This is a genomic window from Mesorhizobium sp. B2-5-13 (assembly GCF_006440535.1).
Lineage (GTDB): Bacteria > Pseudomonadota > Alphaproteobacteria > Rhizobiales > Rhizobiaceae > Mesorhizobium > Mesorhizobium salmacidum.
Map to the genome: position 1 here is coordinate 78276 of NZ_VFUI01000011.1, position 19174 is coordinate 97449.

The 19174-nt window shown below is 66.0% G+C and carries 18 protein-coding genes and 1 tRNA gene; 3 read left to right on the plus strand and 16 right to left on the minus strand.

Annotation, left to right across the window (positions count from 1 at the left end; genetic code table 11):
- Nucleotides 1-14: 14 nt before the first annotated feature.
- From FJ434_RS19050 to FJ434_RS19060, 3 genes are read right to left on the minus strand one after another with little or no spacing between them, the layout of a single operon-like run.
- The gene (locus FJ434_RS19050) at nt 15-371 is read right to left on the minus strand and encodes a hypothetical protein (protein WP_140506991.1); all 357 of its coding nucleotides are present in this window, start codon (nt 369-371) and stop codon (nt 15-17) included.
- A 50-nt stretch (nt 372-421) separates the two neighbouring features.
- Nucleotides 422-1909 carry an aspartate aminotransferase family protein gene (locus FJ434_RS19055; protein ID WP_140749945.1) on the minus strand — a complete coding sequence of 496 codons (1488 nt, stop codon included), beginning with the start codon at nt 1907-1909 and terminating at the stop codon, nt 422-424.
- Nucleotides 1910-1920: 11 nt separating this feature from the next.
- Nucleotides 1921-3009 carry a pyridoxal-phosphate dependent enzyme gene (locus FJ434_RS19060; RefSeq protein ID WP_140749942.1) on the minus strand — a complete coding sequence of 363 codons (1089 nt, stop codon included), beginning with the start codon at nt 3007-3009 and terminating at the stop codon, nt 1921-1923.
- A 247-nt stretch (nt 3010-3256) separates the two neighbouring features.
- Between FJ434_RS19060 and FJ434_RS19065 the strand changes: the two genes are divergently transcribed.
- Both FJ434_RS19065 and FJ434_RS19070 read left to right on the plus strand, forming a co-directional pair.
- Nucleotides 3257-5263, plus strand: a complete 2007-nt coding sequence (locus FJ434_RS19065) for a BTAD domain-containing putative transcriptional regulator (RefSeq protein ID WP_140749939.1) — start codon at nt 3257-3259, stop codon at nt 5261-5263.
- Between the two features lie 96 nt (nt 5264-5359).
- Nucleotides 5360-5536: a hypothetical protein gene (locus tag FJ434_RS19070; RefSeq protein ID WP_181165991.1), complete on the plus strand. Its 177-nt coding sequence runs from the start codon at nt 5360-5362 to the stop codon at nt 5534-5536.
- Between the two features lie 37 nt (nt 5537-5573).
- On the opposite strand, the gene FJ434_RS19075 is transcribed toward FJ434_RS19070, so the two are convergent.
- The 11 genes from FJ434_RS19075 to FJ434_RS19125 form a co-directional block, all read right to left on the minus strand.
- A complete protein-coding gene (locus FJ434_RS19075; RefSeq protein WP_140507000.1) occupies nt 5574-5882 on the minus strand; it encodes a UBP-type zinc finger domain-containing protein in 309 nt (102 codons plus the stop codon).
- Entirely contained in the window at nt 5882-7573 is a 1692-nt protein-coding gene (locus tag FJ434_RS19080) for an FAD-dependent oxidoreductase (protein ID WP_140749936.1), read from the minus strand. Before FJ434_RS19080 ends, FJ434_RS19075 begins: the two co-directional genes overlap by 1 nt.
- Before the next feature lie 150 nt (nt 7574-7723).
- Nucleotides 7724-7808, minus strand: a tRNA-Leu gene (locus FJ434_RS19085).
- A gap of 123 nt (nt 7809-7931) precedes the next feature.
- Nucleotides 7932-8552 carry a 2,3-bisphosphoglycerate-dependent phosphoglycerate mutase gene (locus FJ434_RS19090; protein WP_140507004.1) on the minus strand — a complete coding sequence of 207 codons (621 nt, stop codon included), beginning with the start codon at nt 8550-8552 and terminating at the stop codon, nt 7932-7934.
- A 92-nt stretch (nt 8553-8644) separates the two neighbouring features.
- Complete coding sequence (gene dapB / locus FJ434_RS19095; protein ID WP_140749933.1) at nt 8645-9484, minus strand: 4-hydroxy-tetrahydrodipicolinate reductase; 840 nt, start codon at nt 9482-9484, stop codon at nt 8645-8647.
- Entirely contained in the window at nt 9481-11340 is a 1860-nt protein-coding gene (locus tag FJ434_RS19100; protein WP_140749930.1) for an ABC transporter ATP-binding protein, read from the minus strand. The genes dapB and FJ434_RS19100 overlap by 4 nt, the downstream gene beginning before the upstream one ends.
- Nucleotides 11341-11418: 78 nt before the next feature.
- On the minus strand, nt 11419-12465 hold the full coding sequence (locus FJ434_RS19105) for a glucokinase (protein ID WP_140507010.1): 1047 nt from the start codon (nt 12463-12465) through the stop codon (nt 11419-11421).
- Between the two features lie 187 nt (nt 12466-12652).
- Nucleotides 12653-13744, minus strand: coding sequence for a penicillin-insensitive murein endopeptidase (gene mepA / locus FJ434_RS19110; RefSeq protein WP_140749927.1), 1092 nt, complete (start codon nt 13742-13744; stop codon nt 12653-12655).
- 58 nt (nt 13745-13802) lie between these two features.
- The gene (locus FJ434_RS19115) at nt 13803-14717 is read right to left on the minus strand and encodes an SDR family oxidoreductase (RefSeq protein WP_140749924.1); all 915 of its coding nucleotides are present in this window, start codon (nt 14715-14717) and stop codon (nt 13803-13805) included.
- Entirely contained in the window at nt 14714-15868 is a 1155-nt protein-coding gene (gene queG / locus FJ434_RS19120; RefSeq protein WP_140749921.1) for a tRNA epoxyqueuosine(34) reductase QueG, read from the minus strand. Before queG ends, FJ434_RS19115 begins: the two co-directional genes overlap by 4 nt.
- Entirely contained in the window at nt 15849-16541 is a 693-nt protein-coding gene (locus FJ434_RS19125; protein WP_015314714.1) for a glutathione S-transferase family protein, read from the minus strand. The genes queG and FJ434_RS19125 overlap by 20 nt, the downstream gene beginning before the upstream one ends.
- Before the next feature lie 321 nt (nt 16542-16862).
- On the opposite strand from FJ434_RS19125, the gene FJ434_RS19130 reads away from it, so the two are divergent.
- Nucleotides 16863-17669 (plus strand): undecaprenyl-diphosphate phosphatase, encoded by an 807-nt coding sequence (locus FJ434_RS19130; RefSeq protein WP_140749918.1) that lies wholly within the window; start codon nt 16863-16865, stop codon nt 17667-17669.
- Nucleotides 17670-17728: 59 nt separating this feature from the next.
- On the opposite strand, the gene FJ434_RS19135 is transcribed toward FJ434_RS19130, so the two are convergent.
- Both FJ434_RS19135 and rsmI read right to left on the minus strand, forming a co-directional pair.
- Nucleotides 17729-18106 carry a YraN family protein gene (locus tag FJ434_RS19135; RefSeq protein ID WP_140507018.1) on the minus strand — a complete coding sequence of 126 codons (378 nt, stop codon included), beginning with the start codon at nt 18104-18106 and terminating at the stop codon, nt 17729-17731.
- Between the two features lie 84 nt (nt 18107-18190).
- Entirely contained in the window at nt 18191-19087 is an 897-nt protein-coding gene (gene rsmI / locus FJ434_RS19140; RefSeq protein WP_140749916.1) for a 16S rRNA (cytidine(1402)-2'-O)-methyltransferase, read from the minus strand.
- Nucleotides 19088-19174 lie beyond the last annotated feature (87 nt).

Sequence of the window (19174 nt, forward strand, 5' to 3'; positions counted from 1 at the left end):
GACGGGATCCCCGATCACGGCACCAGGTCGATCGTCTCGGTCGCGTGCTCCACGCAGATGAAACAGCAGGTATCGCAGGGCTGGTCGTTGTCTGGGCCGACGCCGGCGGAAATCTTGTCATTGCCATCGACCCAGGCGCCATAGCAGATGCGTTCGCCCTGGTTGCAGGAGATCGGCACTGATTTCTGCGAGTCCGGATCAACAAGGAACACCTTGTCGTTGCCCGGCCAGACGGTCTCACGGTCGCGGCTGAACAGCTCGACCGCGACCGCCTCCTTGCGCAGGTTCTTGACGAAAAAGGCCATATCGGCGGCATCGGCCGAATTGGCCAGGACCAGTGCCGCCAGCGCAACCATGCGAAACAACGTCACCGCCGACCTCCCCCGAATCATCGCGGGCAGGTTCGCACGGCCGCCCGGAACTAGGAAGACACGCGGCCCTCCGCAGTGATCTCACGCCCCAGCCTCACCGCTTCACGCACCAGCAGATCGAGATCGTCGCGGCGGGTGCGATGATTGGTGATCGCCACACGCAGCCAGTGCTCGCCATGCACGGTGGTGTCGGAGAGTGCCGCGATGCCTTGCTCCTGCAGCCGCAGCATGATCTCGGTGTTGAGCGCCTTCAGCGCTTCGCCCGCCAAACCGGGTTGGTAGCGGAAGCAGACGATGTTGATGGTCGGCGCTGCCGCCAGTTCCAGCGAAGGCTCGGCCTCGATCAGCCTGGCCAGATAGGAGACCTGCGCGATGTTCTGGTCGATCAGGCGGCCTAATTTTTCGATGCCATGCTCCTTCAGCGCCATCCACACTTTCAGCGCGCGAAAGCCGCGCGAGGTCTGCAGGCCATAGTCGTGCAGCCATTCGCCGGATGCGAGGCCGCGCGGCGTCGATTCCAGATATTCCGGCGTCACCGCGAAGGTCCGGCGGTGCGCTGTGGCATCCCTGACCAGGGCACAGCCGACCTCGAACGGCGCGTGCAGCCATTTGTGCGGATCGAGCGCGATCGAATCGGCCCATTCGATGCCGGCGACGCGGTGGGCGTTTTGCGGCGCTATCGCGATCAGCGCGCCAATACAGCCATCGACATGAAACCAGAGTCCTTCCTCGTGCGCGAGTTTGGCAAGCGCCCTGAGATCGTCGATCGCGCCGGTGTTGACCGTACCGGCATTGCCGATGACGCAGGCCGGCGTGACGCCGGCTGCCCGGTCCTCGGCGATCGCCGCGCGCAAGGCCGATATGTCGATGCGCAGCCCGGCATCCGTCGCGATCCGGCGCAGCGCCCGGTTGCCGAGCCCAAGCGCTTCCATCGCCTTGCGATGGCAGGAATGGATCTGGTCCGAGCCGTAGAAGCGCAGCGGTTTTTCGATGGCGGCGACGCCGTGTTCGCGCACATCGATGCCGGCCTTGGCGTTGCGCGCCACGGTCAGCCCGATGATATTGGCCATCGAGCCGCCGCTGACCAGCGTGCCGGAGGCCGATGCCGGAAGGCCCAGCATCTCCTTGCACCAGTTCACCACCTGGTTGTCCATCAGCCCCGCGGCGTGGTTGCCGCCGCCGAGATTGGAGCCCTGGATCGCCGCCAGAAAATCGCCGATCGCGCCGGTGAAGTTGCTCGACCCCATGTACCAGGACCAGAAGCGCGGATGGATGTTGCCCATGGGATAGGACATCACGGTGCGCGAGACCTCGCCGTAGACGGCGGCAAGCGGTGCCGGCGAGCGCGGCAACGGGGCGGTGAAGAAGTCCCGCACATCGGCCGGCATCTCCCGCCACACCGGGCGGTCGCGCACGTCGCGCAGATAATCGACGGCATCGTCGACGACCCGGTGCGACAAGGCCTGCACATCGGCCCAGTCGGCGGGGTCAAGCGTTTCCTCGGCCACCATGCCGACGGTTTCTCGCGCGACGTCCATGACTGCCTCCGTCAAACCGCCGGAAACTGGCAGCCGGGCGTCGAGCGCGACAGCGCCAGCTCGTCGGCATCCATTTCGGCCTCGATGCCGTCGAACAGCGGTGTCGACATGTAGCGCTCGCCAGTGTCGGGCAACATGCACAGGATCACCGATCCCGCCGGCGCCTTCTCCGCGACCTGCCGCGCCACGGCGAAGGTGGCGCCGCCGGAAATGCCGGTGAAGATGCCTTCCTTCTGGGCTAGCGCCCGCGCCCATTTGATGCCCTCTGGCCCTGCGATCGGCATCACCTCGTCATAGAGGCTGGCGTCGATCGCTTCCTGCAGGACATTGGGGATGAAGTCCGGCGTCCAGCCCTGGATCGGGTGCGGCTCGAAGACCGGATGGCTGGCGGCGGGGGCGCCACGGGCACCGCGCAGCTGCGTCTTGCCGCTGCCGATCAGTTGCGCATTGGCCGGCTCGGAGAGCACGATGCGGGTATCGGGCCGTTCGCGGCGCAAGACTCGCGCCACGCCGACGACGGTGCCGCCGGTGCCATAGCCGGTGACGAAGCAGTCGAGCCGCGAGCCGGCGAAATCGTTGATGATTTCGCGCGCCGTCGTCGCCTCGTGGATGGCGGCATTGGCGGCCGTCTCGAACTGGCGGGCGAGGAACCAGCCATTGGCCTCAGCCAGCTCGACCGCCTTCTTGTACATGCCAAAACCCTTTTCGGCGCGCGGCGTCAGCACCACCTTGGCGCCGAGCATGCGCATCAGCTTGCGGCGCTCGACCGAAAAGCTGTCGGCCATGGTGACGACCAGCGGATAGGCTTTTTGCGCACAGACCATGGCGAGGCCGATGCCGGTGTTGCCGCTGGTCGCCTCGACCACGGTCTGGCCCGGCTTCAGCGCGCCGCTGCGTTCCCCCTCCTCGATGATGTTGAGCGCCAGCCGGTCCTTCACCGAGGCGCCCGGGTTGAAGAACTCGGCCTTGACGTAGATGGTCGCATGGGCCGGCGCGAGATTGTTGATGCGCACCGCCGGCGTGTCGCCGACAGTGTCGAGAATGCTGTCGAAAAGGCGGCCGCGCCCAGCGGTGGTCCTGATTTTCTGTTTGTTCAACATCATTGATCTCCTTGATCGTGTTCATCTTCACGGGCCGGTTACGAAGCGGCGGCCCGAGCGGCGAGGTCTCGAGACCTTGCCGCGCTAGGACTGACGTTGTCGGCTATGCGGCATGATCGCTGCCGGCGCGAAATTCGCCGCCGATGCGCCAGATCGTGTTTGGTGATAAAGCAGGGGCCGACAGGCCAGCGTGGGAGCAGGCGTGGGAACGGACGTGGAATCCGCACCATCGAGCCAGGACGGCGGTATGCCGGGCCTGTCCGTGCGCCTGCTCGGCCAATTGGGGATCACGCGCAACGGTGTGCCGATGGCACTGCCGGCCTCGCGCAAGCTGCGGGCGCTGCTTGCCTATCTGGCGCTGGCGCCGCACCCGGTGGGGCGCAGCCGCCTGTGCGAACTTCTGTGGGACGTGCCCAACGATCCGCGAGGCGAGCTGCGCTGGTGCCTGAGCAAGTTGCGCGGCGCTCTCGACACGCCGGACCAGCGCCGTGTCCGTACGCAGGACGATACGGTCGCGCTCGATCTCGGCGGTTGCCTTGTCGATGCGCTGGAGATCAGCCATGCCGCCGCGCACGGGATCGACAAGCTCGATGCCGAGCGGTTGCGAGCGCTGGCAGAACTCTTCGCCGGCGATTTTCTCGACGGGCTGGAACTCGAACGCAATCCGCACTTCAACAGCTGGCTGATCGGCCAGCGCCGCCGTTTCCGGTCCGTCCACGCGGCGGTGCTGGAACGACTCGTCGCGAGCCTGCCCGCTGATTGCGACGAAGCGACCGCCCATCTCGACAGATGGGTGGAACTCGCGCCTTTCGAGGGGCGCGCGCATACGGCGCTGCTGGCGAGCCTCGCCCGGCGCGGCGAGATCGCCGCGGCCGAGAAGCATCTGGCGGTGGCGGCACAGCTGTTCCAGTCGGAAGACCTGGATTTCGTCCCGCTCCGGACAGCCTGGCGGGTGATCCGCGACCAGCAGTCGGCTGCCTCGCCGCGGCCGCAGCCGGCCTGCCAGTTCACAGCATCGCAATTGAGGTCACCTGGTCCGCCCGACTCCGGTCCACTCGGCTCCGGTCCACTCGAGCCGAGCCATGCGTCGCTGGCGGTGATGCCGTTCGTCGAGGAATCCGGCCTGCGCGGCGGGCTGGCCGATGGCCTTACCCACGACATCATCACCCGTCTCGCCAAGCTACGGGATTTCTTCGTCATCGCGCGCGGATCGGTCTTCGCACTGGCCGACAAGGGCATCGCACCCGAGGAGGCCGGTCGCCGGCTGAAGGTCGACTATGTCGCCACCGGCACGGTGCGCAGCATGGCCGGCCGCCTGATCGTCGGCGTCGAACTCGTCGAGGTGCGTACCGCCAGGATCATCTGGGCCGAGACGTTCGAGCACCGTCTGGACGACATTTTTGCCGTGCTCGACGACATCGGCGACAGCATCGTGTCGTCGATCTCGGTGGAGGTCGAGACCGTCGAGCGTAACCGAGCCCTGCTGAAGGCGCCCAACTCGCTCAACGCCTGGGAGGCCTACCACCGCGGCCTCTGGCACATGTATCGCTTCACCCAGGCCGAGAACGAAACGGCGCGGCATTTCTTTGCCAGGGCCTTGCAGCTCGATCCGACCTTCGCCCGCGCCTATGCCGGCCTGTCCTTCACCCATTGGCAGAACGCCTTCCAGCGCTGGGGCGACCGCGACCGGGAAAGCGCGCTGGCGTTCGAGAGCGCCGGCCAGAGCCTGCTGGTCGACGACCACAATCCGGCCGCACACTGGGCAATGGGGCGGGCGCTGTGGCTGCGCGGCGAACAGGAGGGCTCACTCGGCGAACTGGAACAGGCGGTCAAACTCAGTCCCAATTTCGCGCTCGGCCATTACGCGCTGTCCTTCGTCCACTCGCAGTCGGGCGACCCGAAAGCGGCAATAAGCTCCTCAGACCATTCGCGCCACCTCAGCCCTTTCGACCCGCTGCTGTTCGGCATGCTGGGCGCGCGGGCGATGTCGCATGTCCGTCTCGGCCAGTTCGAGGAGGCAGCCGTATGGGCGCTGAAAGCGGCGGCGCGGCCGAACGCGCACGCCATCATCCTGGCGATCGCGGCACATTGCCTGGCGCTGGCGGGGCGGCTCGACGAGGCGCGCGGCTTTGCAGCCGCGATCCGCAAGACGTTGCCGGATTACCGCGCCGACGATTTCATCGGCACGTTCCGCTTCGAGTCCGACGCCGAAGCGTTGTTCCGGCAAGGCGCCAGGCGGATCGGGCTCGGCTGATTTCAGGCTTGAATCGCCTGCGTTAACGAAGTCGGAAGGAGTTGCTTAACCGTTCACGGCTATGTGACCTCGGGGGGCCATGGCAAAGTGAGTATGATGAGCAACAGCCCCGACAAGCGCAGCGAATGGCGCGCCATTCTTCATATACAGGCCCGCGTCGCCGTCCTGTTCGTTCCGGTCGTGGCCAGCCTGCTGCTCATCGCCGCCCTTGCCGGCAACGATCGCAAATCCGTTCCGGATGTCGACCGGACAGTTACCGGTTCGGTGCGATAGATCAGACCGGCCCGCTTTTCCCAGCTCGCCGAAGTACTCAGTAAAATCGCGGGATCGGGCCGTTCTGCGGCGTCGTGCGGTCGCCGAGGTCGAGAAAGATCTCGTCGACATAGCACCAGCCCCAGCCTTCCGGCGGGTCATAGCCCTCTATGACGGGATGGCTGGTGGCATGAAAGTGCTTGGTGGCGTGGCGGTTGGGTGAGTCGTCGCAGCAACCGACATGGCCGCAGGTGCGGCAGAGCCGCAGATGCACCCACCACGAGCCGCTCTTAAGGCATTCCTCGCAGCCGAGCGCGCTCGGCGTCACGTCCTTGATCCCAGCCGCGTGTCTGCACTCGTCCGCCATCACACTCCCCCGACCAGTTGAGGCGCGTCGGCATGGCTGCCTTCCCGCGCAAGAAATGCATGCAATGCCGCCACCACCTGGGCGCCTTCGCCGACAGCCGCCGCGACGCGTTTAACGGAGCCGGAGCGCACGTCACCGATGGCGAACACGCCGCTGCGGCTCGTCTCCATCAGGCCATGCGCCGATCCCATGTCCGATCCGGTGCGGATGAAACCCCTGGCATCCAGCGCCACGTCGGATTGGGCGAGCCAGTCGGTATTCGGGTCGGCACCGATGAACAGGAAGAGATGGCGGATCGGCCGCGTCGTCGAGGCGCCGCTCGAGCGGTCGCGCCAGCGGACCGTGGCGAGATTGCCTTCCTCGCCGTCCAGCGCCTCGACCTCGGTGCCGGTCAGCACCTCGATGTTCGGCTGCGCCCTGATGCGCTCGACGAGGTAACGCGACATCGAGGCTTCGAGACTGCCGCCACGCGCCAGCAGCGCCACTTTCCTGACATGGCTGGCCAAAAAGACGGCCGCCTGCCCAGCCGAATTGCCGGCGCCGACCAGCGCTACGTCCTGGCCGCCGCAAAGCCGTGCTTCGATGGGCGAGGCCCAATAATGCACGCATGTGCCCTCGAACTCGGCGAGATTGGCGACGTCGAGGCGGCGGTAGCGTGCGCCGCTGGCGATCACCACCGAGCGCGTACGCACCGTCTCGTCGTCGCCGACCGCAAGCTGGTAGCGCGCGCCGTCGGTGGCGGCACCGAGCAGCTTCACCTCGTCGGGGATGACCATCTCGACGCCGAATTTCTGCGCCTGGTTATAGGCGCGCGCCATCAGCGCCATGCCGGTAATGCCCGTGGGAAAGCCAAGATAGTTCTCGATGCGCGCGGAAGCGCCCGCCTGGCCGCCGAAGGCACGGCAATCGAGCACGATGGTCGACAGCCCTTCGGAGGCCGCATAGACCGCCGCCGCCAGCCCGGCCGGCCCGGCGCCGACAATGGCGACGTCATAGACCTTGCTGGCGTCGACCGGCCGCAGCAGGCCGATGCAGCGGGCGAGGTCTTTCTCCGCGGGATTGAGCAGCAGTCTGCCGTTCGGGCACAGCACGACCGGCAAGTGGTGGGGATCGACATGGAAGTGTTCAAACAGGGTCTTCGCACAAGGATCGGTTTTGGAATCGAGCACGCGGTGGGGCTGGCCGCTGCGGGCGAGAAACCCCTGAAGGCGCAGGACGTCGCCATTGTCGGCCGGTCCGACGATGATGGGACCGATCGTGCCGCTCTCGAGCAGCCCGACGCGGCGCAGGATCAGCGCCCGCATGATGCGCTCGCCGAGATTGGCCTCCTGCACCATCAGGTCGCGCAGCCTCTGCGAGGAGATGACGAACGCCTGCACTGGCTCGGCGGCCTGCGCATTGACCAGCGAGGGACGGGCCGAAAGCTGCGCCAGCTCGCCGACGAAGCTGCCCGGGCCATGCGTGACGATCGTCTCGCGCCGGCCGAGCTTGCCGTCCTGGGTGATGTCCAGCTTGCCCGACAGGACGACGATCAGCCCCGGGGACACATCGCCGGCCTCGAAAATGTGCTCGCCGGCGGCATAGGCGCTGGCCTCACCGAACCGGCGCATGCGCTCGATGTCGGCCTCGGCCAGGGTTGGGAAGGCCTGGTCGCGGCGGGCGCCGAAGATCGCGGTGGCGGATTGAGACATGGAAGCGAGCGTAGCGAAGCCGGAGCCCGGTTTGAAGCGGTTTGTTGGGGACTGGCCAGGAGGGGAGGTCATCGGGCAAGAAAAAAGCCCGGACGAACCGGGCTTTTCTCTTGAGCTTCTGAACCGATCGAATGGTTCGAAACGGGAATTTGGTGCCCAGAAGAGGACTCGAACCTCCACTCCTTGCGGAACACGGACCTGAACCGTGCGCGTCTACCAATTCCGCCATCTGGGCTGGTGCGGGCTCAATAAGCGGGCAAGCGATTGCTGTCAACGCGCTTTTTGGAACTGGACGCCAAAAGCTGGGAAGTCACTTTAGCAAAGCTGGTGGAGGCCCGCCGCCGCAACTCGCCAGCCGTCAGCCTTCCAGCACTTCCTTCGAGGCTACGGTCGAATCGGCGTTGAGCTGGTAGATCACAGGCACGCCGGTGCCGAGCTCCAGCCTGACGATCTCCTCGCCCGACTTGCCGTCCAGCGCCATGATCAGCGCGCGCAGCGAATTGCCGTGGGCGGCGACCAGCACGGTGCCGCCGCGCAGCACGTGCGGCTGCAGATCGTGCAGGTAGTAGGGCCAGACGCGGGCGCCGGTGTCCTTCAGGCTTTCACCGGCGGGCGGCGGTACGTCGTAGGAGCGACGCCAGACATGCACCTGCTCCTCGCCCCATTTCTGGCGCGCATCGTCCTTGTTGAGGCCGGAAAGGTCGCCATAGTCGCGCTCGTTCAGCGCCTGGTCGCGAATGGTCTTCAGGTCGCTCTGGCCGACGGCGTCGAGAATGTGCTGGCAGGTCTTCTGCGCCCGGACCAGCGCCGAGGTGAAGGCGATGTCGAATTTCAGGCCGCGCGCCTTGAGCTTCTGGCCGGCGGCCTTGGCCTCGGCGTGGCCCTGCTCGGTCAGGTCGACGTCACGCCAGCCGGTGAACAGGTTTTTCAAATTCCATTCGCTCTGGCCGTGACGCACGAGCACGAGAGTTCTCGACATTTTTGCTCCTCTGGGGTCTGAGCATTCCAGGAAAAGTGTGTAGCGGTTTTCTGTCCGGACTTGCGTAAGAACGAAGATGGTTCAGGGTCGTTTCAGGCAAGCCCGAGCACGTCCCGCATTGAGTAAAGGCCCGGCTTCCTGCCGCGCGCCCAAAGTGCGGCCTTGACGGCGCCGCGGGCGAAGATGGCGCGATCCTCGGCATGGTGGGACAGCGTGATGCGCTCGCCGGTGCCGGCCAGGATCACGCTGTGATCGCCGACCACCGAGCCACCGCGCAGCGCGGCGAAACCGATCGAGCCGGTTTGTCGCACACCCGTATGGCCGTCGCGTGAACGCACGTCGTTGCCGGCCAGTGCAATGCCGCGCCCGGCGGCGGCGGCCTCGCCGAGCAGAAGCGCGGTGCCCGAAGGCGCGTCGACCTTGTGCCTGTGGTGCATTTCGAGGATCTCGATGTCGAAATCATCGGCATCGAGCGCGCGCGCCGCCTGCTCGACCAGCACCGCCAGCAGGTTGACGCCGAGGCTCATATTGCCCGACTTGACGATGGTCGCGTGGCGCGCGGCGGCAGCGATTTTCGCATTGTCGTCAGCCGAACAGCCGGTCGTGCCGATGACGTGGACAATGCGCGCCTGCGCCGCGTAACCGGCGAACTCGACCGTCGAGGCCGGGGTGGTGAAATCGAGCACGCCATCGGCCCTGGCGAACACCGGCAGCGGATCGCCGCCGATCGGCACATCGATGCGGCCGACGCCTGCCAGTTCGCCCGCATCCTTGCCCAGGTGAGGCGAATCCGGGCGCTCGACCGCGCCGATGACGCGGGCGCCCGGAATGGCGTGGATGGCGCGGATCAGCGTCTGGCCCATGCGGCCGGCCGCGCCGACCACCACAAGGCCCATATCGCTGGCCGGCTCGCCTGATGTTGTCTCGCTCATGCCGTGCTCCCGGCGATCTTCTGGGTCTCTAATTCCTGAACCGAAGTCTCGACCTGGGCGCTGTCATCGACAAGCCCCAGGCCCTTGACGCCCTGTATCCGGTGGAAACGGGCATAGACGCTGTGCGGGTCGGCCATCAGCGAGGCGTGCGTGCCCTCTTCGACCAGGTGGCCCTGTTCCAGCACGATGATGTGGTCGGCATTGACCACGGTCGACAGGCGGTGCGCGATGACGATGGTGGTGCGCCCTTCCATGACCTTGGTGAGCGCCTGCTGGACCCGGGCTTCGGCCTCGTTGTCGAGCGCCGATGTCGCCTCGTCGAGCAGCAAGATCGGCGCCTGGCGCACGATGGCGCGGGCGATCGACACACGCTGGCGCTGGCCGCCGGAGAGCGTGGCGCCATTCTCGCCGACCGGCGTGTCATAGCCTTGCGGCTGCTGGCGGATGAACTCGTCGGCCGCGGCCAGTCGCGCGGCCTGTTCGATCTCGGCGTCGGTCGCCGAGGGGCGGCCGTAGCGGATGTTGTCGCGGATGGTGCCTTCGAACAGATAGGGCGCCTGCGAGACATAGGCGATCGAGCCGCGCAGCGACTGTTTGGTGACCTTGGAAATGTCCTGGCCGTCGATCTCGATCGTGCCGCTCTCGACGTCATAGAAGCGCTGCAGCAGCGCCACCAACGTCGTCTTGCCGGCGCCGGATGCACCGATGACGGCGGTCATCTTGCCGGCGGCGGCGACGAAGCTCAGACCCTGAAGGACAGGCGCCTCCTCGACATAGCGGAAGGAGACGTTGTTGAAGCGCACTTCACCGGTGGTGAAATGTGCCTGTGTGGCGCCTGGAGCATCGCCCTGCTTGGGCTCGAGGTCGAGCAGTTCGTAGATCATGCGCGCGTTGACCAGCGCCCGTTCCATGCCGACCTGCATGCGCGCCAGGCGCCGCGCCGGATCATAGGCCAGGATCAGCGCGGTGATGAACGAAAAGACCGCGCCCGGCGGCTGGCCCAGAACCAGCGCCCGGTAACCGGAATAGGCGATGACGGAGGTGACGGCGAGACCAGCCAGCATGTCGGAGATCGGCGACAGCCGTTCGGAGACGCGGGCAATCTTGTTGGAGCGCTGTTCGGCGTCGTTGGCGAGCTTGCCGATGCGGCCCGACAGTTCGTCCTCCATGGTGAAGGCCTTGACGATGGCGATGCCTTGCGTGGCTTCCTGAACCGCGCCGATCAGCCGCGAATTGATGAGCACGGATTCCCGGGTTATGCGCCGCACGCGACGGGTGAGGTAGACGACGGCCCAGATCAGCGGCGGCCCGATCAGCAGCGAACTGAGCGACAGGACCGGATCCTGGTAGACCATGACGCCGAGAAGCCCGATCAGCGTCACCGCGTCGCGGGTAATCGAGGTCAGCGTCAACGACAGCAGGTCGCGGATGCCGCCGACGTTTTCGTTGACCTGCGCCGCCAGCCGGCCGGAGCGTGTGTCGTTGAAGAAGCCGACGCCGAGCTTCATCAGGTGATCGAAGATGCGCTTCTGGTAGCGCGCCACCAGATTGTTGCCGATCTTGGCCAGCGCCACCGCCTGGCCATAGCCGGCGAAGCCGCGCAGCAGGAAGGCCGCCATGAAGCCGGCGCAGATCCAGACGATCGCGTCGCCACGCCGTTCGTAGAATATCTGGTTGACCATCGGGGCCATGATCCAGGCCGTGAAGGCGGTGGTGCCCGAAACGATCAGCGAGCAGGTGATGACCATCACATAGGTCCAGCGATAGTCATGGCTGTTCTCAGCCAGAATGCGGCGCAGCACCGCTGTGACCTCGCCGGGCCGGGCTTTCAGCTTGTTTGGAGTTTGAAGTGTCAAATCAGAGGGCTTTGTCGGTTTCCGCTTCCCGTGGCCGGGCAATTCGGCACCCCTATTAACGCCAAGCAGCGGGCTTGCCTATGCCTTGGGGTGACTAACTTCGTCGCGCCAGCGCCGGCCCGATGTCTGGACACCGAACAGCGAGGGGTTCCTGGCATAGGCGGCAAGGCCTAGGAGCGCCGCCAGCGGATGGGTGATGACATAGACCGGCATGGTGCGCATCAGCGCGCTGTGCGGCGCCTTGTCCTCGAAGGCGGCGCGGAAATTGCCCTCCTTCAGCGCCGGCACGATCTTTTGCGCGATGCCGCCGGTGAGGAAAACCCCGCCCCGGCTCATGAACACCAAGGCAAGGTCGCCGGCGGTGCGGCCCAGGCAGGTGACAAAGGTCTCCAGCGCTTCCTGCGCCACAGGATCGGTCTTGGCCAGCGCCGCAGCGGTGACCTCGGCCGGCGTGGTGAAGGGCGATGGCTTGCCGTCGGCCCTGGCCACCGCCCGGTAGACATTGACGAGGCCTCGCCCGGACAGGATCTGCTCGCCCGAAATGCGGCCGTCGAGCTTCTCGATGTGCGGGAACACCTCGAAATCGCGGGCCGAACGCGGCCCGATGTCCATATGGCCGCCTTCGCCGGGCACCGGTATCCAGTGATGAAGCGCGTGGACCAGCCCGGCGACGCCGAGCCCGGTTCCCGGTCCCAGCACGACGCGGCCGGCATTGGGCTCCGGCGTGCTGCCGCCGATCTTTTCCATCTGCTCTTCGCCGAGTGCGACGACGGCCAGCGCCTGCGCCTCGAAGTCGTTGAGCACGACGATGTCGCTCAGGCCGAGGCTGGCGAACATCTGCCGGGGCTTGACGATCCACGGGCAGTTGGTGAGTTCGATCTCGTCGCCATCGACCGGACCCGCCACCGCCAGCACAGCCGAATTGGGCCGGACCGAGGAGCGATCGAGCACGGCCGACTGGATCGCCTCGTCGATGGTGCTGTAATTGGCGGTCTGGACGATGGTCGGCTCGCCGGCCTCGGAATTGGCGTCGAGCACGATCGAAAAGCGCGCATTGGTGCCGCCGATATCGCCGATCAGGATCGGAAACCGCAGCAAAGTCTCGTCATCGCCTGTGCCTGGCATGCTCTTGTCCGTCCCCCGGCGCCCTCGATGGCGTTTCGCCGTTCTTCCGTTGACTAGCGCATGAGTTTGAAAAGGGAAACGGTTTTCGGACCCGGCGATGCGCAGGAAGAGGTTCTGCGGCCAAACGGCCACTGTTTCATGAAAGCAGGCAGCTAAACCGATTGAGCTTGCCGACGGCGCCCGACAATCACTTCGCGGGCGGGCGTGGACGCGGCACCGGCACGCCGACCTCGGGTGTCGCCGTGAAGGCGTTCAACGCGCTTGGCAGGCCTGCCGTGCTGCTGGCCGTGACGGCGGGCAGCGATGGCGTTTCGGGTACGGGCGCGGGCGCCGCCACCGCTATCGGCATCGTGTCGCCGTGATAGGTCGCCGCCTCGGCCGAGGCAGGCCCCGGCGCGTCGAGCACCGCGCGGCATTCCTTGGGCAGGTTGGCCATCGTCATCAGGTCGCGGGCCTTCGGCGCATCCGGGTTCTTGTTGGGCCGCCACGGCTCCTGCGTGAACCACCAGGCCAGCGGCTTGCCGCAACCGTCATCATCCGGCGTCGCTTCCTGCGCCTTGCAATTGGGCGAGCCCGGCTGACAGCCGATGCGCATGTGGAAATGATAGTCGTGGCCCCAGAACGGCCTGATCTTGCGCAGCCAGGAGCGGTCGCCCTTGACGGTGTCGCAGAGCTTCTTCTTGATGCCCGGATTGACCAGGATGCGCTCGACCTGCGGATAGCTCGCGGCCCGCTTTAGCAACGCCGTATGCCGCGGCGTCCACAGGGCATCCTTCACCAGATGCGTCTTCTCGTCGACCATCAGCGTGGCGCTCATGGTCTCGCGCTGCGCCCTGCTCATCGTGCGGTCGGGCATCGGCGTCAGCCAGATGTCGGCGTCGAGCCCGATCTGGTGCGAGGCATGGCCGGTCAGCATCGGGCCGCCGCGCGGCTGCGCGATGTCGCCGATCAGCAGGCCGGGCCAACCGTCGGCGACCGCATCGCGCGACAATCTCTCGATCAGCGCGATCAGCGCCGGATGGCCCCAGCGGCGGTTGCGCGATGGCCGCATTACCTGCCAGGTCGGACCATCCATGGGGATGGCGACGCCGCCGGAAAAGCAGCCCTTGGAATAGAAGCCGAAGGATTGCGCCGCGGTAGCCGTCGGCAGTTTCTCGGCGCCGAACAGGTCTTTTGCCCGTTCCTCGGCCGCTGCGGGCTGCGCGGCGAGACCTGCCAGGGCCAGCGCCGCCGCCAATACCGAATTTCTGGCGCCAGGCGATCGCGTCGATGATTTCATGAACCGCACCCCCGTGCCTCCAACGCCGAATCATACCACGCCAAGCGCCGCGCTTCGATCATCCTAACCCCTTCGCGGCCTTCATCGGACTGCGCGGCGCGCCGTCGCGCCAGTCGCCGCTTGCCCACATATGGTCGAAGGCGGCGCGATAGTCCGGAAAGCGAAACCGATAGCCCGCCGCCTTGATCGCCGCATTGGCGACCCGCTTGTTCTCGCCATAGAAGGACCGCGCCATGGGCGAAAGTTGGGCGGTCTCGAACGGAATTTCGGGCGGCGGCGCGATACCCATCAGCGAAGCGGCATAGGCAACGACATCCTGCGGCGGCGCCGGCTCATCGTCGGTGACGTTGAAGATGCCGCCGGTATTGCCGCCGATCAGATGCCAGAGCGCGCCCGATATGTCGTCGCAATGGATGCGGTTGAAGACCTGGTCCGGCTTGACCAGCCGCCTGGCCGTGCCGTTTTCCAGATTGACCAGCGCGTTGCGGCCCGGACCGTAGATGCCCGACAGCCGCAGGATCGCCACCGGCCGGTCGATGTCCTCGCCAAGCTTCAACCAGTCCTGCTCGGCCTCGACCCGCATCGTCGAGCGCTTCGAAACCGGCCGGCACGCGGCCGTTTCATCGACCCAGGCACCGCCATGATCGCCATAGACCCCGACGGTCGAGAGATAGCCGATCCATTTCAGGTCAGGCATCCCTGCGATCGCCTCGCGGGCGGCATTCAGCACGGGATCGCCGGCTTCCTCCGGAGCGACGGAAATCACCAGATTGGTGGTTTTCTCGAGCGCTTCGCCGATTTCGCCGGTTAGCGCGCCATCGAACAGCAGCGGGCCGATGCCGGCTTGGCGCAGCGCTTCGAATTTTTCCTCGGAGCGTGTCGTGCCGAAGATCGGGGCGGCTCCCCTGTTGGCGCGGCCAAAGGCCTTGCCCGAATAGCCGGCGCCGAAGAGGAAGATCCACTTTTCGTTCATGCATGCGTCCTGTTTGGCCGTGCCAAGCGCCATTCCTCGCGGACGGCGCCATCGCCCTCGCTCTTCAGGCCGTTCGCGGCCCGTTCGGCATATTCGGTTTCTGGCACCAGCCGCGCCAGCGCCCATATTGCCGCGCCCCGCACCAGCGGCGAGGCGTCGCCGAGCAGGTCCCGGACGCTATCGGCAAGCGCGGCCTCGCCGGAATTGCCGGCGGCGATCAGCACGTTGCGGACAAAGCGGTCGCGACCGATGCGTTTGATCGGCGAACCGGAGAAGAAGCTGCGGAAGGCAGCATCGTCGAGGGCCAAAAGGTCGGCAAGTTCAGGCTCGCGCAAATCGTCGCGCGCGGCGAGCTTGGCCTCCGAAGCCGCGCTTGCGAACTTGTTCCATGGGCAAGCCGCGAGGCAGTCGTCGCAGCCATAGATGCGGTTGCCGATCGCCTCGCGGAATTCATGCGGTATCGGCCCCTTGTTCTCGATGGTGAGATAGGAGATGCAGCGCCGCGCATCGAGCCGATAAGGCGCCGGAAAGGCGTCGGTCGGGCAGGCGTCGAGGCAGGCGCGGCAGGAGCCGCAATGGTCGATCTCGGCGCTATCCGGCACCAGTTCGGCCGTGGTGAAGATGGTGCCGAGGAACAGCCAGGAGCCGTGCTCGCGGCTGACCAGATTGGTGTGCTTGCCTTGCCAGCCCAGGCCCGCTGCTTCCGCCAGCGGCTTTTCCATGACAGGTGCGGTGTCGACGAATACTTTGACGTCGCCGCCCGCCCGCGCGACGATCTTGCCGGCGATTTCCTTCAGCCGACCTTTCATCACCTCGTGATAGTCGCGGTTTTTCGCGTAGACCGAGATCGCGCCGCGGTCGCGCCGGGCCAGCACGTCGCGCGGATCATGGTCAGGCCCATAATTCATCGCCAGCACGACGATCGAGCGCACGTCGGGCCACAGCGTGGAAGGCTCGCTGCGGCGCGCAATCGTCTCGGCGATCCAGTCCATGGAGCCGTGAAAGCCGTCGGCGACGAATTCGGCCAGGCGCGCTGGCGCCAGCGGGATGGCATCGGGAGTGGTGACTGCGACGGCGTCGAAGCCGGCGCGCCGCGCCTCCGCGTCGATCAGCGCACGCAGTTTTGCCGGATCAGAAGTCGAGATCCGCATAGTGCGATACCGGCGACAGGCCGCGCACGCGGTCGGTCAGGAGCGGCCGGAATGAAGGCCGCGATTTCACCCGCGTGTACCATTCGCGCGCGGCGGGGTGTTCGCGCCAGTCGATCTCGCCGAGATAGTCGAGCACCGACAGCGTCGCGGCGGCCGCCAGATCGGCATAGGTGACCCTGCCGCCGGCCAGCCAGTGACGGGTGCCGGCCAGCCAGTTGGTGTATTTCATGTGCTGGCGGATGTTGGCGCGCGCGGCGCGGATGGCGCCCGAATCGGGCGAGCCGCCGCCCGCCGTTTCCGGCATCACCGGCTTCAGCACGCGCTCGCGCACCAGATGGCGCGTCACTTCGCTTTCGGCCTTGTTGAGATACCAGTCGATCAGCCTGCGGATTTCAGCGCGCTGCATCGGGTCCTCGGCGAACAGCCGCTTGTCGCGCTTGAGCACACCGCGCGTCTCGTCGAGATATTCCGAGATCACCGTCGCACCGATGATCGGCACGTCGCCCTCGGCCAGCAGGATCGGCAGCGTGCCGGCCGGATTCAGCGCCAAGAATTCCTTGCGCCGCGTCCACGGCTTTTCCTCGATCAGCGCCAGCTCCTCGCCATACTCGCCAAAGGCGAGGCGGACGAAGCGGCAGGTTGCGAACATGGGATGGTGGAAAAGCGTCAGCATGGTTCCGCGATGATAAAGCGCACTAATGTGGTTTGGATTTGAAGTTCCTGCCCCTCAATGGCATCCGCGTTCAGGAACTTCAAATCCAAACCACATTAGAACTCAAAGTTGACAGTGTGGCTCAGAATCCGGAATTCGCGCATCGCGCTCGTCCCGGGTGTGGCGAATTCCGGATTGCCACACTGGCGAATCGCAGGGCGCACCGGTAAGTCTTGGCCGCCCGGTTAGCGGGCCGTCAGGGGTGTTGCGACCTATAGGGGGACTTCGGCGCCATGACAAGCAAGCCATTCTGTTAGCCGTCACGCCAACGCCGAGGTAGAAATGGAAAGCCAGACCATCGTCGAAGCCCTGCTGCTTGGCCTGCTGGAAGGGTTGACCGAATTCATACCGGTGTCTTCGACCGGCCATATCCTGCTCGCCGGCCATTTCCTCGGCTTCCAGTCGACCGGCAAGGCCTTCGAGATCCTGATCCAGCTCGGCGCCATCCTGGCGATCCTCAGCGTCTATTTCCGGCGCCTGTGGCAGATGCTGCTCGACCTGCCGCATGACCGGCTGACGCGGCATTTCGTCATCGGCATCCTCATCGCCTTCCTGCCGGCCGCGATCATCGGCGCGCTGGCGCACGACTTCATTAAGACGGTGCTGTTCGAATCGCCCCGGCTGATCTGCATCATGCTGATCATCGGCGGCGTGGTGCTGCTGGTCGTCGACCGCATGAACCTCAAGCCGGTCTACCGCGACGTCGAGCGGTTCCCGACCAGGCTTTACCTGCAGATCGGGCTTTTCCAGTGCCTGTCGCTGATCCCCGGCACGTCGCGCTCCGGCTCGACCATCGTCGGCGCGCTGCTCCTGGGTGTCGACAAGCGGGCGGCGGCGGAATTTTCCTTCTTCCTCGCCATTCCGACCATGGTCGGCGCGTTCGCCTTCGACCTGTTCAAGAACCGCAACGTGCTGACCTCGGCCGACCTGCCGATCATCGCCATCGGCTTCGTCGCCGCCTTCGTCACGGCGTTGTTCGTGGTGCGCTTCCTGCTCGATTACGTCTCGCGCAACGGCTACTCGCTGTTCGGCTGGTGGCGGCTGGTGGTGGGTGTTGTCGGGCTGGTGACGTTGATGATCTGGGGGTGAGGAGCGGTCCGCACCTCCGCGCCTTCGTCATCCACGGGCGGAGCAAGGAATGCCCCGCCTCAACTCCTCCCATAAAACGCATTCGGGACATGCACGGGCCAGCGCCAGGGCAGCACGGCGACCATGTCGAAGCGCATCGACAGCCTGCCATAGTCCGGCTGGCGCGACAGCCAGATGTCGGCCGCACCCTCGATGCGACGCTCCGATTCGTGACCGATCGCTTCCATGGCTTCGATCAGCGTGCGGCGCGCCTTGACCTCGACGAACAGCACCAGGTCGCCGCGCCGCGCGATCAGGTCGATCTCGCCAAAGCGCGTGCGGTGGCGGCGCGCCAGGATGCGGTAGCCTTTCAGCATCAGCGCGACAGCCGCCAGCCATTCGCCGCGATGGCCGCGCCGGTAGGCTTTTTGGCGGCTGGCGCTCGGGCGCTCAGCCACTGCCGGCTCCGGAACTTTGCTCGACCATGATCTCTGGACAAACGAAACCGTTTGTCCGAGAAAACCGGCTTCCACTTTTCGGGATCATGGTCTGTCCTTGAGCTCGAGCAGCCGCCGATAGAGCGCCTGCTTCTGGCCGCCGGTCATTTTAGCGGCTTCCGCCGCCGCCTTGGAGGCCGGCATTTCGGCAGCGAGCGACAAAAGCAGACGATCGATGTCTTCGGGTTCGTCGGCCTTGGCCTCGGCCGGGCCGATACAGACGACGATCTCGCCCTTCGGCGTATCGGCCGCCGCATAATGGTCGGCCAGCGCTTGCAGCGTGCCGGTGCGCATTTCCTCGTACGTCTTGGTCAATTCCCGGCCGATCGCAGCTTTGCGTTCGCCGCCCAGCGCCTCGACCATGGCGCCGAGCGACTCAGCCAGCCGGCGCGGTGACTCGAAGAAGATCAAGGTCGCCGGCACCGCCTTCAGTGCCTCCAGCCGTGACAGCCGCTGGCCAACCTTGACCGGCAAAAAGCCGGCGAACAGGAAGGCGTCGGACGGCAGGCCCGACGCCGTCAGCGCGGCAAGCGGCGCCGACGGGCCGGGGATCGGCACGACGCGAATGCCCTGGTCGAGCGCTTCGCCGACCAGCCTGTAGCCGGGATCGGAGACCAGCGGCGTGCCGGCATCCGAAATCAGCGCCACGCTCTGGCCGGCTTCGAGTGCCGCGATCAGCTTCGGCCCGGCCTGGTCGGCATTGTGTTCGTGATAGGCGGTGGTGCGGCGGCGAATGCCGTACCGGTCGAGCAGCACGCGCGACACACGCGTATCCTCGCAGGCGACGATGTCGGCGGCGGCCAGCGTCTCCAACGCGCGCAGCGTGATGTCGGCGAGGTTGCCGATCGGCGTCGCCACCAGATAGAGCGCCGGATCGAGCGGACGAGCCGCGATCTCGGCCTGCCCGACCACATAGCTGCGCTTGCCTGTCTCGCCAGTCACCAATGCCGTCTCCGTTCAGGCCTATCTGGCCCGCCAAATCTTGTTTGGCATGGCTGGCGCCGGCTTGCAAAACTCGCACCGGTGTAA